Origin of the sequence: Phenylobacterium sp. VNQ135 (genome assembly GCF_049445735.1) — a bacterium.
Classification (GTDB): Bacteria; Pseudomonadota; Alphaproteobacteria; order Caulobacterales; family Caulobacteraceae; genus Phenylobacterium.
The window spans coordinates 277,306-289,192 of sequence record NZ_JBMSDS010000005.1; the positions used below are offsets into that span (position 1 = coordinate 277,306).

Sequence of the window (11,887 nt, forward strand, 5' to 3'; positions counted from 1 at the left end):
CCGATGGGCGAGACCATCCGGCTGACGAGCAGCCTCGACGGCTTCCAATTCGACGCCTATCGCGCGGTTCCGGACGACGCCCGCCGCGGCGGGCTGCTGCTGATCCAGGAGATCTTCGGCGTCACCGACCATATCCGCGAACTGGCCGACGGTTTCGCCGCCGATGGCTATGAGGTGATCGCGCCGGCCTTCTACGATCGCCTGGAGCGCGGCTTCGCCGCCGACTACAGCGCCGAGGCCATCCAGAAGGGCGTGGAATACTCCAAGGCCACGCCGTGGGACCAGGTGGCCGCCGACGCCCAGGCGGCCCTCGACGCGCTGCAAGGCCCGCGGTTCGTCGCCGGCTACTGCTGGGGCGGAGCCGCCACCTGGCTGATCGCCTGCCGTTGCGAGGGCGTGTCGGCCGCCGCCGGCTTCTACGGCCGCCGGATCAGCGAGCTGGTCGACGAGACGCCGCGCTGCCCCACCATCCTGCACTTCGGCAAGACCGACGCCTCGATCCCGATGGAGAAGGTCGAGGAGATCCGCGAGAAGCACCCGGATCTGCCGATCTACCTCTATGACGCCGGCCACGGCTTCGTGTCGGACCGCCGGGCGGATTACCACGAGGACTCCGCGCGCCTGGCCCGGCTGCGCACCCTGGCGCTCTTCGCGCGGAACGGCGGCGGCCGCGGCGAGGCCTAGGCCGCCTCCTCGATCTCGCGCCGCACCTCGGGGTGCTTCTCCAGCACCCGCACCAGCGCGGCCTGGGCGGCCAGGATGCCGATGCCGGCGCCGTAGCCCGCGAACACCCCGGCCGGGTAGCGGCCCCCCTGGGTGGCGCCGGCGATCTGCCAGTACATGAACAGCGCCGCGCCCATCAGTAGGGCGACGCCGGTCACCACCGAGCCCGCGGTCTGGCCGAAGCCGGCCTTGAAGCTCATCCAGACGTAGCGGGCGAGCGGCCGGCGCAGCGGTCCGAGCAGCAGCGGCAGCCCGAGCGACAGCGAAAGGAAGATCCCGGGCCACACCAGGGTGCGCTCGACGATCAGCTCCGGGGGGCCCGGCAGGCGTTCGAAAGCGTGCAGGACCGCGCCCGCATAGATCAGCACTGCCGCGGCGGCGGTCACGTCCTGCATCCGGCGGAAGTTGCGCCAGGCAGGCTTGTGGACGGGCTGGCGGGAGGGCATCTGCCGCCACCTTACGCCTGTCGTTGCGGCGTGGGTAAGGCGCCTTATGGTCGGGCGTGGCCCGCGCGAGACTCACCCTGACGACCCTCCTGGCCGCCGCCGCCCTGCCCGCGGCGGCCCGCGCCGGCGAGACGGCCTGCTGGTTCGAGGGCGGCGTCGTGGTCGTGCCGGCCGAGGTGGCGGGGATCGCCGGGGACTATGTGCTCGACACCGGCCAGCCGGTGACCCAGCTCCACGAGACGAAGGCCCAGGCCGAAGGCGTCGCCACCGAAGATGTCGAGGCGCCCTCCGTCACCGGGAACGTGCGCGTCGCCGGACTCACGCTGGAGCCGCGCACGATCCCCGTCGCCGACCTGGACTATCGCGGCTGGAACCTGCCGACGCCGATCGTCGGCGTGCTCGGGGCGGACATCCTGAAGGACCTCGTGGTGGACGTGACCTTCGCGCCCTGCCGCGTGCGCCTGTCGCGGCCGGGGTCGGCGCCCGCCTTCCGCGCCGCCGCCAGCCTGCCGCTGGCCTGGGACGCCGGACGCCCCGTCGTGGAGGCGAGGGTCGAGGACGGCGCCCACGTGCTGCGCGGCCTCTTCGCGCCGGCCACGGGACAGCCCGCGGCGGTGCGTCTGGCCGACGACGTCGCCGCCGTCTCCGGGACGGATCGTCCGCAGGAGCTCGGCCCCGCGGGCGTCTGGCTGGCGAGGCTGGCCGAGCTGCGGCTGGCGGGGCGACGCCTGGCCGACCAGGCCGCGGGCCTGGAGCCGGCGCAGGGCGAGGCGGCCGGCGCTATCGGCGCCCCTGCCCTGGCCCACTACCGCCTGCGCTTCGACTTTCCCGGCGGCCGGCTCCAGCTCGCCCCCGCCCGATAAGCAGAAGGCCCGCCGGATCGCTCCGGCGGGCCCTCGTGTCTCGCGGTGGCGCTGAGCCCTAGTGGGCCACGTTGCGCCAGATGCGGCGGTAGCTGAACCACAGCAGCACCGAGAACAGCAGCAGGTAGATCATCGCACCGAAGCCGAACGTCTTGCGCTCGATCATCTTCGGCTCCGACGCCCAGGTCAGGAACGCGGTCACGTCCTTGGCCTGCTGATCCACCGTCGACGGCGTGCCGTCGTCGAAGGTCACCTTGCCCGGCGCCAGCGGCGGCGGCATGGCCAGGAAGCCGCCCGGCGGCACCTTGTGGTGGTCGCCGCTCCAGTAGGCGGTCAGGTCGCCCGGGAAGTACGGGTTGTAGTGCTGGCCCGGCGACACGGTGAGGCCGGCCGGCGGATTCACATAGCCCGTCAGCAGCGAGTAGATGTACCGCGGGCCGCCCGAGCGCGCCTTGGTGATCACCGACAGGTCCGGCGGATAGGCGCCGCCGTTGGAGCCCCGCGCCGCCGCCTCGTTGGGGAACGGATTGGGGAACCGGTCGGCCGTGGTCGCCGGACGCTGGATGGCGTCGCCGGTCTCCGAATCGACGTCCGGCACCTGGATGTCGGCGGCCAGCGCCTTCACGTACGGATTGTCGTTCGGGTTCGGGTACTTCGGATCGTAGAACGGCCCGCCCTTCTCACCGAGCGTGCGGAAGTAGACGAGGTCCATCGCGTGGCAGGCCGCGCAGACCTCCCGATAGACCTTGTAGCCCCGTTGCAGCTGGGCCTGGTCGAACTTGCCGAACGGGCCCTCGAAGCCCCAGGCGATCTCCTTGGGCTCCTTCGGGTGCGAGGCCGAGAAAGCGGGGCCGGCGACGAAGGCGAGCCCCAGCGCCGCGAGCGCGATACCTTTGCGCAGCATCTTCAGGCTCAATCCTTCTTGTCGTGGTCCAGGACCGGGGCGGAGATCGACTCCGGCACCGGCAGCGGCTTCTCGACCAGGCCGAGGATCGGCAGGACGAGCAGGAAGTAGGCGAAGTAGTAGGCCGTGGCGATCCGGCTCAGCCACACGAACGAGTTCAGGTCCGCGTCCAGGAGCTGGAAGGTCGAGCCGATCGGGATGACGTGATCGTCCGGCAGCTTGGCGCCGCAGAAGCCCAGCACCAGGCAGGCCAGCAGGAAGATCAGGAAGTACAGCTTCGCCGTCGGACGGTAGCGCATGGAGCGCACCTTCGACGTGTCGAGCCACGGCAGCACGAAGAGCACGCCGATGGCGCCGAACATGAGCAGCACGCCGCCCAGCTTGTCCGGGACCGCCCGCAGGATCGCGTAGAACGGCAGGAAGTACCATTCGGGCACGATGTGCGACGGGGTCACCAGCGGGTTCGCCGGGATGTAGTTGTCGGCGTGGCCCAGGATGTTCGGGTTGTAGAACACGAAGCTGGCGAACAGGATCAGGAACACGCTGATCGCGAAGCCGTCCTTCACCGTGTAGTACGGGTGGAAGGGGACGACGTCCTCCTTCGACTTCACGTTCACGCCGGTCGGGTTGTTGTTGCCCGGCACGTGCAGCGCCCAGATGTGCAGGCCGACGACGCCGGCGATCACGAAGGGCAGCAGGTAGTGCAGGGAGAAGAAGCGGTTCAGCGTCGGGTTGTCGACGGCGAAGCCGCCCCACAGCCAGGTGGTGATGCTCTCGCCGACGATCGGCAGGGCGCCCAGCAGGTTGGTGATCACGACCGCGCCGTGGAAGCTCATCTGGCCCCAGGGCAGCACGTAGCCCATGAAGGCCGTGGCCATCATCAGCAGGTAGATCACGCAGCCCAGGATCCACAGCACCTCACGGGGCGCCTTGTAGGAGCCGTAGTAGAGGTTGCGCAGGATGTGGATGTAGACGGCCACGAAGAACATCGAGGCGCCGTTGGCGTGCATGTAGCGGATCAGCCAACCGTAGTTGACGTCCCGCATGATGCGCTCGACCGAATTGAAGGCGTGATCGACGTGCGGCACGTAGTGCATGACGAGCACGATGCCGGTGACGATCTGGATGCCCAGCATGAGCGCCAGGATGCCGCCGAAGGTCCACCAGTAGTTGAGGTTCTTCGGGGTCGGGAAGGCGATGACGCTGTCGTAGGCCAGCCGGATCACCGGCAGGCGCATGTCCATCCAGCGCTCGAAGCCGGTTTTCGGCTCGTAAGTGGAGTGTCCGCTCATCGATATCAGCCGATCTTGACCTTGGTGTCGGAGACGAAGGCGTACTCCGGAACGACGAGGTTCTTCGGCGCGGGACCCTTACGGATCCGGCCCGAGGTGTCGTAGTGCGAGCCGTGGCAGGGGCAGAACCAGCCGCCGTAGTCGCCGCCGCCGAACGTGGGCACGCAGCCCAGGTGCGTGCAGGTGCCGACCAGGACCAGCCACTCGGGCTTGCCGGGCTTGTGGCGCTCTTCGTCCTTCTGCGGATCGCGAAGGGCGGCGTTGTCGTCCTTCACCGCCGAGGCGATCTCGGCCGGCGTGCGGTTGCGCACGAACAGCGGCTTGCCGCGCCACTTCACGACCACCTGCTGGCCCGGCGAGACCTTCGTCAGGTCGAACTCGATCGAGGCCAGGGCGAGGGTGTCGCCAGAGGGGTTCATCTGGTCGACCAGCGGCCAGGCCAGCGCGGCTGCCGCGCCGACCGCCGCGGCGCCGGCCGCGATGTGGATGAAGTCGCGACGGTTCGGGTCCTCACCCGAGGCGTGCGGATCGGGATTTGCGCCCACGACGGTGTCGGCCACCTTAAAGCTACCCTTCGATGACGGCCCGCCCTGCAGCGACGGACCAGAAGCCTTCGGACCTGATAAGGAGGCCCTGTCGAAACAGAGGTCGGGTAGGAGACGTGGATCGCGGAGAGGCTTCGTAGCTTGCGAAGGCCCGTCCGTGATTCTCTGTCTTTGCGCCCCGGCCTAGTCCCGTGGCGGGTGCCTTAGAATGCGTTTGGGCCTTTTTCAACCGGACATTCCGCAAAACCTGGGCGCCGCCATCCGGCTGGCCGCCTGCCTGGGCGTCCCTTTGGACGTCATAGAGCCCTGCGGCTTCCCGCTGGACGACCGTTCGATCCGCCGCGCGGCGATGGACTACGCGGCCCGCGCCGAGGTCGCCCGGCATGCCTCCTGGGAGCGATTCCTCTCGGTGAAGCCCGGGCGCCTGGTGCTCTTCACCACCCGCGGCGCGACGCCGCTCCACGACTTCGCCTTCGTCCCGGACGACGTCCTGCTGTTCGGCCGCGAGAGCGCCGGGGTCCCGGACGAGGTCCACGACGCCGCCGATGCGCGGGTGATCATTCCGCTGGCCCCAGGCGCCCGTTCGCTGAACGTCGTCACCGCCGCGACCCTGGCGCTCGGCGAAGCCTTGAGGCAGATCAGGGCCTTCCCGACGCTGGAGCGCCAAGACTAGCCGCGATGTCCTTGCCCCCCGAGATCGAAGACCGCCGCCTCCGCGCCAAAGAGTGGTTCGAGAGCCTGCAGACGCGCATCTGCGCCGAGCTGGAGCGCCTCGAGGACGAGGCCCCGCCCGAACTCTTCCCCGGCGAGCCGGGCCGCTTCGACTTCCGCCCCTGGAGCCGCGAGACCGGCGTGGGCGGCGGCATCGGCGGGCACTTCAAGGGCCGGCTGTTCGAGAAGGCCGGCGTCCACACCTCCTCGGCGGTGGCGAAGTTCTCGCCCGAGATGGCCGCCCAGATGCCGGGCGCCGACAAGGACCCGTCCTACGTCTCGGCCTCGATCAGCCTGATCGTCCATCCGGTCAGCCCGCGCGTGCCCACCGTGCACATGAACACCCGCTTCCTCTCGACGGCCGAAAGCTGGTTCGGCGGCGGCGCCGACCTCACGCCCATGCTGGACGAGCAGCGCAGCCAGGACGCCGACGACGCCAAGCTGTTCCACGCCGCCATGCAGGCCGCCTGCGACGCCTTCGACCCCGAGTACCACCCGAGGTTCAAGGCCTGGTGCGACGAGTACTTCTTCCTGCCTCACCGGGGCGAGCACCGCGGCGTCGGCGGCATCTTCTACGACCGTCTGAACACCGGGGATTTCGAGAAGGACTTCGCCTTCACCCGCGCGGTCGGCGAGGCGTTCCTGGACGTCTATCCGAAGATCGTCCGCCACCGCATGGTCGAGCCCTGGGGCGAGGGCGAGCGCGCCGAGCAGCTCGTCCGCCGCGGCCGCTACGTGGAGTTCAACCTGCTCTACGACCGCGGGACGATGTTCGGGCTGAAGGCCGGCGGCAACGTCGAGACGATCCTGTCGTCCATGCCGCCGATGGTGGCCTGGCCCTAGGCCCCGATCGCCGGCGTCGCCAGGCCGAAGACCAGGGCCGCCAGGGCGCTCGCGGCGATCAGCAGATAGGCGTGCGGCTTCTTCATGCGGGTTCAACCCGCGGGCCGCGCCTCAGGTTTCGAGGAACCGCCGGATCCAGCCGCCGACGCGCGCCCGGTCGTCGGGCCCGTCATAGCTCACGATCCCGCGGTCGGCCTGTTCGTCGGTATAGACCTTGCCCCGCCGGGCCTCGATCAGCGCCTTGGCGTAGGCCGGCTCGAATTCCGGGTGGAGCTGGATCGAGATCGCCGGCTGGTCGCGCCAGGCCAGCGCGCCATAGGGCGTGAACTCGGAAGCCGCGATCACATCCGCGCCCGGCGGCGGCTCCACCACCTGGTCCTGGTGCGATCCCGGCAGCCGGATCGTGGACGCCTCGTCCATCCAGGGCTCGCGCGACAGCACGCGATACGCCTGCTCGCCGATCGCCCATCCCTTGGGCGACTTGATCACCCGCCCGCCGAAGGCTTGCGCCATCGCCTGATGTCCGAAGCAGACGCCGACCAGCTTCGTCCGTCCCCTGGCGGCCCGCAGCCACGCCATCAGCTGGCCGATCCAGGCCTCGTCCTCATAGACCCCGGCCGACGAGCCCGTGACGATGTAGGCGGCGCAATCCTCCGGCGCCTCGGGATAATCGCCCTCGTCGACCGCATAGGTCCGCCAGGCGTAGGCGTCCTCGCCCAGGAGGTTCATGAACATCTCGGGATAGGTCCCGAACTGCGCGATCGCCGGCTTCGGCGGCCGGCCCGTCTTGAGGATGCCGACCTTCAGGAGATCGCGCTTCAATAGGCCATCCCCTGCACCACGGCCTTCAGCTTCTCGATGGCGCTGAGCTTGTCGTCGAGGAAGTCGTGGTCGATCCACCAGTCCTCGACCTCGCGCAGCACGCGGCCCACCATCGGCCCCTTGGGCGCGCCGGCCTTGATCACGTCCTCGCCGGTCAGCGGGAAGACGGGCGGGCTCCAGCCCTCGGCGAGCGCGATCATGCCCCGCCACTGCATGGCGCTGGCCGAGCTCTCGGCGGCGGCCCAGGCCAGCTTGGCGCGGTCGCGGAAGGTCTGCTTGTCGCTGCGATACACGGCCCGGCGGATCTCGCGCGGGCTCATCCAGCTCTTCAGCTCGGGCGTGGGCGCCAGCGCCGAGGCGATCCGGTCGCGGTCGGCGTTCGACAGCCGCAGGCGCTCGGCCAGCCTCAACGCCGCCGCCTGGTCATCGGGCAGCAGGGCCGCCAGCCGCAGCACCGCGTCGGCCTCGAAGAGCTGCTCGCTCTCCAGCGCCACCAGGCCGTCGAACCGCGCCAGGTTGGCCGGCAGCTCCAGGATCACGTCCAGCACGCCCGTGTCCGCCATCAGCCGCACCGCCGCGCGCGGGTCGTCGGCGGCCAGCAGCTTCAGCAGCTCCTTCGAGATGCGCTCGGCCGCCAGGCTCCGGATGTCGGCCTTCAGCGCCGCACAGGCCGCCACCGCCGCGGCGTCCGGCTCGCCGCGGCCGTACCAGGCGTGGAAGCGGAAGAAGCGCAGGATGCGCAGGTAGTCCTCGCGCAGCCGCTGCTCGGGCTCGCCCATGAAGACGATCCGCCCGGCCCTCGCGTCGGCGACGCCGTGGCCGCTCGGGTCGTAGATGGAGCCGTCCCGGCGCGCGTAAAGCGAATTGACGGTGAAGTCCCGGCGCGCGGCGTCCTCGGCCCAGTCGTCGGTGAAGGCCACCGTGGCCCGGCGGCCGTCGGTCGTCACGTCGCGGCGCAGGGTGGTGATCTCATAGGGCGTGTGGTCGGCCACCGCCGTCACCGTGCCGTGCTCGATGCCGGTGGGCACGGCGCGGATTCCCGCCGCCTCCAGCGCCTTGGTCACCTGGTCGGGCGTGAGCCGCGTGGCGATGTCCACGTCGTCCACCTTCACGCCGATGATGGTGTTGCGCACGCAGCCGCCGACGAAGCGCGCGCAGTCAGGTCCGCCCGCCGCCTCCAGCGCGTCCATGACCCGCACCGCCGAGCGGGCGGTCATCCAGGCCGGTTGTCCGACGGTCTCGGTCATCGGTCCTCGTAGCGTCCCTGGCTCACCCGGCCGTCGGGGCCCACCTCGCCCGGCACATAGGTCTGTCCGCGAGTGTCCGTATGGAAGATCGCGGTCGCCAGCAACGACAGGCCCAGCAGCAGCCCCGCCGCGGCCGTCAGCCAGGCCCAGGGCGTCGCGCCCATCTCGCGGCCGCTGCGCCGCGCCCAGGCTCGCCAGGCGAACCAGAAGACGAAGGGTGCCGCCACCAGGGCCGCCCTGAGGAGCAGCACCCTAAGCAAGCGCCGCCCCGTACAGCCGGTCGTACAGCGCCCGCAGGATGCCCGCCGTCGCGCCCCAGATGTATCGATCCTCGTGCGTCATGGCGTAGAAGCGGCGGCGCTCGCCGTTCGGCAGTTCGCGCTCGTGCTGCTCGTAGTTCTTCGGGTCCATCAGGAACCCGAAGGGCGTCTCGAAGATGTCGGCGACCTCGTCCGGGTTCGGCGTCAGCTCGAACCCCGGGGTCACGAAGCCCACGACCGGCGTCACCAGGTAGCCCGTGCCGGTCTGGTAGGGCGTGGACAGTCCTGCGAGCGAGACGAAATGCTGCTCCAGGCCGATCTCCTCGTGGGCCTCGCGCAGCGCCGTCTGCCATGGCCTCTCGCCGGGGTCCTGTCGCCCGCCGGGGAAGGCCACCTGTCCGGTGTGATTGCGCAGCGTGTCCGACCGGCGGGTGAGGAGGACGGTGTAGCCCGCGTCGCGCTCAACAAGTCCGATCAGCACCGAGGCCGGCGTCAGCGACTGGTCGGGCGGCGCCGTCCAGCCGCCGGGGGTGAGATCGTAGTCCGAGCGGCGCTTCACTCCGGCCACCGCCCCGCCGTCGTGCAGCGGGTCCAGGTGGTCGGCGATCCACGCCTTCAGGTCGCGGGGCGGGCTGAGGTCGTTCACGGCCGGCCGACCCGATCTTCCATGGGGAACCAGACGCCGTTCGAGCTGACCCCCAGCACGCCGTCGCGCTCCTGCGCCATCTCGACCAGCTCGTAGAACACCGGCCGGGCGATGAGCGCCTCCAGCCCGCCGCGCACGTGGACATAGGGCCGGGGCTCGCCGCCCTCGCCTTGCTCGATGCGGATCGGATGATCGGGACCGGCCTCGACCACGTCGCCGACGTTGGTGGTGAACCGCAGGGTCTCGTCCGCCCGGTCGACGCGCACGGCGACGAAGGGCGCGTCCTCGACGGTGATCCTCAGCTTCTCCACCGGCGTGACCAGATAGGTCCCGTCCGCGTCCTTGCGCAGGATCGTCGAGAACAGCCGCACCAGGGCCTCGCGTCCGATCACGCCGCCCTCGTGGACCCAGGAGCCGTCCTTGCGGATGACGATGTCGATCTCGCCCGAACGTTCCGGATTCCACAGGTGCACGGGCGGCAGGCCGCGCTTCGGGGCCGCGGCTTCGGCCAGATCGTCCAGTGTGGTCTTCGTCGTCACCGCCGCAACGTAGGGGCCGCGGGGAGTCGGCTCAACCTATCGCGGGCGCACGTCGCCGCTGAGCGTCACGTCCCGGAGCGGCAGCATCAGCACGCGGCGCTGGTCCACCGGGCCGGGCATCACGGCGTTCGGCGCGGCGACGAAGCCGAAGCGTTCGAAATAGGGCGGATCGCCGACCAGCAGCACCGCCGCCTCGCCCGCCGCCTTGGCGGCCGCGCAGGCCTGGGCGACCAGCCTGCCGCCGACGCCTGCGCTCTGCAGCCCGGGTTCCACGGCGAGCGGGCCCAGGAACACCACCGGCGTCTCGCCCACGTTCACGCGCCACATGCGGACCACGCCCGCCAGCTTGCCCGCCTCCCAGGCGCAGAACGACAGCTCGGGCGCGAAGTCGGCGAACTCGCGCACCCGTTCCGACGACTTCGCGAAGCGGCCCGGCCCGAACGCGCGGTCCAGCAGGCCTTCGATCAGGGCCGCGTCCTGCGCGGCTTCATGGACAAGGGAAAGCGCCTCGGCGGGCGCGCAGCACTGGACGGACATGCGGAATTCTCGAGATGCGGATTGTCGGCGACGTCGGCAGGACGGCTTCAATGCCTGAGCCTGCCGGGCGGTTCAGGGCGCTCAGGCGCGCGGACGTCGTCGCATCTCTGGGCCCTCCGGGCCGTCATCGGGAAGCGCGCACATAGGGCCATGGCTCCCGTGCGTCAATCGCCGCGGAGGAACGCCGTTGCAGCCCGAAGCGACGCAAGGCAGGGTCGAGCCGCCCATGGCCGACGCCGTTCCCCCTGACGATCCTGGTGACGAAGTCCCCTCCGCCCGCGCCCTGCTGCGGGAGCGCGACTACCTGGTGTTCTGGGGCTCGCGCTGGACCGGCAGCTTCGCCAGCCAGATCCAGTCGGTGGCCATGGGCTGGCACATGTACGCGCTCGCCCGCGAGAGCCGCTCGGTCGAGGAGAGCGCCTTCCTGGTCGGCATGATCGGGCTCGCCGCCTTCGTGCCGGTTTTCCTGCTGACCCTGCCGGCGGGCGAGGCCGCCGACCGCTATGACCGGCGCAAGGTGCTGCTGCTCTGCCTGACGGGCGAGATCGCCAGCGTCCTCACGCTCGCCATCGCCACCATCAACGGCTGGGCGAGCCCCGCCCTGCTCCTGGTCATCGCCGCCCTGTTCGGCGCCAGCCGCGCGTTCTTCGCTCCGGCCAACACGGCGCTGGGCCCCATGCTGGTGCCGCGCAAGCTGCTGCCGCGGGCGATCGCCTGGAACTCGCTGGCCTGGCAGACCGCCTCGATCGCCGGTCCCGCCGCCGGCGGCCTGCTGCTGACCCACTCGCCCGAGACCGCCTATTTCACCACCTTCGGCCTCTACGGCCTGGCCGGTGTCTTCGTCTTCTCGATCCGAAAGAACGCCCAGCCCGAGGTGAACCCGGGCTCTCGCTGGCAGCTGATGAAGGAAGGCCTGGCCTACGTCTGGCGCCAGAAGATCGTCTTCGGCGCCATCAGCCTCGACCTCTTCGCCGTGCTGCTGGGCGGGGCCACCGCCCTGCTGCCGGTCTTCGCCCGCGACGTGCTGCACGTCGGCCCGGAGGGGTTCGGCATCCTGCGCGCCGGCCCGGCCATCGGCGCGACGGTCGTGGCGCTCTGGCTCGCGGCCAACCCGATCCGCCGCAAGGCCGGGCTCTTCATGTTCGCAGGCGTGGCGATGTTCGGCGCGGCGACGGTCGTCTTCGGCGTCTCGGAGAGCCTCTGGCTGTCCGTGGCGGCCCTGGCGGTCCTGGGTGGCGCCGACATGCTCAGCGTCTACATCCGCCAGACCCTGGTCCAGCTCGTGACCCCGGACGCCATGCGGGGCCGCGTGGCCGCCGTCTCCTCGGTGTTCATCGGCGCGTCCAACGAGCTCGGCGAGTTCGAGAGCGGCGTGGTGGCCCGCTGGCTCGGTCCGGTCCGCGCCGCGATCTTCGGCGGCGTGGGCGCCCTGATCGTCACCGGCGTCTGGGCGCGCCTCTTCCCCGACTTGCGCCGCGCCGACCGGCTTGAATAGGCTTCCTCCCATAA

The 11,887-nt window shown here is 70.6% G+C and carries 15 protein-coding genes; 5 read left to right on the forward strand and 10 right to left on the reverse strand.

The window, feature by feature from the left end; translation table 11 throughout:
* Positions 1–3: 3 nt before the first annotated feature.
* Positions 4–684: a dienelactone hydrolase family protein gene (locus ACO2Q0_RS19095; protein ID WP_423353097.1), complete on the forward strand. Its 681-nt coding sequence runs from the start codon at positions 4–6 to the stop codon at positions 682–684.
* Here the strand turns inward: ACO2Q0_RS19095 and ACO2Q0_RS19100 are convergent.
* On the reverse strand, positions 681–1,169 hold the full coding sequence (locus ACO2Q0_RS19100) for a hypothetical protein (protein ID WP_423353098.1): 489 nt from the start codon (positions 1,167–1,169) through the stop codon (positions 681–683). The genes ACO2Q0_RS19095 and ACO2Q0_RS19100 overlap by 4 nt on opposite strands.
* Before the next feature lie 56 nt (positions 1,170–1,225).
* Between ACO2Q0_RS19100 and ACO2Q0_RS19105 the strand changes: the two genes are divergently transcribed.
* Positions 1,226–2,032: a hypothetical protein gene (locus tag ACO2Q0_RS19105; protein WP_423353099.1), complete on the forward strand. Its 807-nt coding sequence runs from the start codon at positions 1,226–1,228 to the stop codon at positions 2,030–2,032.
* Positions 2,033–2,090: 58 nt separating this feature from the next.
* On the opposite strand, the gene ACO2Q0_RS19110 is transcribed toward ACO2Q0_RS19105, so the two are convergent.
* The 3 genes from ACO2Q0_RS19110 to petA are packed head-to-tail and all read right to left on the reverse strand — an operon-like array spanning position 2,091 to position 4,788.
* Positions 2,091–2,936: a cytochrome c1 gene (locus ACO2Q0_RS19110; RefSeq protein ID WP_423353100.1), complete on the reverse strand. Its 846-nt coding sequence runs from the start codon at positions 2,934–2,936 to the stop codon at positions 2,091–2,093.
* An 8-nt stretch (positions 2,937–2,944) separates the two neighbouring features.
* Positions 2,945–4,228 carry a cytochrome b gene (locus ACO2Q0_RS19115; protein ID WP_423353101.1) on the reverse strand — a complete coding sequence of 428 codons (1,284 nt, stop codon included), beginning with the start codon at positions 4,226–4,228 and terminating at the stop codon, positions 2,945–2,947.
* 5 nt (positions 4,229–4,233) lie between these two features.
* The gene (gene petA, locus ACO2Q0_RS19120) at positions 4,234–4,788 is read right to left on the reverse strand and encodes a ubiquinol-cytochrome c reductase iron-sulfur subunit (protein WP_423353102.1); all 555 of its coding nucleotides are present in this window, start codon (positions 4,786–4,788) and stop codon (positions 4,234–4,236) included.
* A gap of 193 nt (positions 4,789–4,981) precedes the next feature.
* On the opposite strand from petA, the gene ACO2Q0_RS19125 reads away from it, so the two are divergent.
* The gene (locus ACO2Q0_RS19125; RefSeq protein ID WP_423353103.1) at positions 4,982–5,446 is read left to right on the forward strand and encodes a tRNA (cytidine(34)-2'-O)-methyltransferase; all 465 of its coding nucleotides are present in this window, start codon (positions 4,982–4,984) and stop codon (positions 5,444–5,446) included.
* Positions 5,447–5,451: 5 nt separating this feature from the next.
* A complete protein-coding gene (gene hemF, locus ACO2Q0_RS19130; protein WP_423353104.1) occupies positions 5,452–6,327 on the forward strand; it encodes an oxygen-dependent coproporphyrinogen oxidase in 876 nt (291 codons plus the stop codon).
* A 111-nt stretch (positions 6,328–6,438) separates the two neighbouring features.
* On the opposite strand, the gene ACO2Q0_RS19135 is transcribed toward hemF, so the two are convergent.
* Genes ACO2Q0_RS19135 through ACO2Q0_RS19160 form a run of 6 tightly spaced genes read right to left on the reverse strand, consistent with a single transcriptional unit; the run spans position 6,439 to position 10,378 of the window.
* The gene (locus ACO2Q0_RS19135) at positions 6,439–7,149 is read right to left on the reverse strand and encodes a type 1 glutamine amidotransferase (RefSeq protein ID WP_423353105.1); all 711 of its coding nucleotides are present in this window, start codon (positions 7,147–7,149) and stop codon (positions 6,439–6,441) included.
* Entirely contained in the window at positions 7,146–8,396 is a 1,251-nt protein-coding gene (locus ACO2Q0_RS19140) for a CCA tRNA nucleotidyltransferase (RefSeq protein ID WP_423353106.1), read from the reverse strand. Before ACO2Q0_RS19140 ends, ACO2Q0_RS19135 begins: the two co-directional genes overlap by 4 nt.
* Positions 8,393–8,647: a hypothetical protein gene (locus ACO2Q0_RS19145; RefSeq protein WP_423353107.1), complete on the reverse strand. Its 255-nt coding sequence runs from the start codon at positions 8,645–8,647 to the stop codon at positions 8,393–8,395. The genes ACO2Q0_RS19140 and ACO2Q0_RS19145 overlap by 4 nt, the downstream gene beginning before the upstream one ends.
* Before the next feature lies 1 nt (position 8,648).
* Positions 8,649–9,302 (reverse strand): CoA pyrophosphatase, encoded by a 654-nt coding sequence (locus ACO2Q0_RS19150; protein WP_423353108.1) that lies wholly within the window; start codon positions 9,300–9,302, stop codon positions 8,649–8,651.
* Positions 9,299–9,841, reverse strand: a complete 543-nt coding sequence (locus ACO2Q0_RS19155; RefSeq protein ID WP_423353109.1) for a DUF1285 domain-containing protein — start codon at positions 9,839–9,841, stop codon at positions 9,299–9,301. The genes ACO2Q0_RS19150 and ACO2Q0_RS19155 overlap by 4 nt, the downstream gene beginning before the upstream one ends.
* 36 nt (positions 9,842–9,877) lie before the next feature.
* The gene (locus tag ACO2Q0_RS19160; RefSeq protein ID WP_423353110.1) at positions 9,878–10,378 is read right to left on the reverse strand and encodes a GNAT family N-acetyltransferase; all 501 of its coding nucleotides are present in this window, start codon (positions 10,376–10,378) and stop codon (positions 9,878–9,880) included.
* Positions 10,379–10,604: 226 nt separating this feature from the next.
* Here ACO2Q0_RS19160 and ACO2Q0_RS19165 point away from each other — a divergent pair, with 226 nt between their 5' ends.
* Complete coding sequence (locus ACO2Q0_RS19165) at positions 10,605–11,873, forward strand: MFS transporter (protein WP_423353111.1); 1,269 nt, start codon at positions 10,605–10,607, stop codon at positions 11,871–11,873.
* The last annotated feature ends 14 nt before the right edge of the window (positions 11,874–11,887 follow it).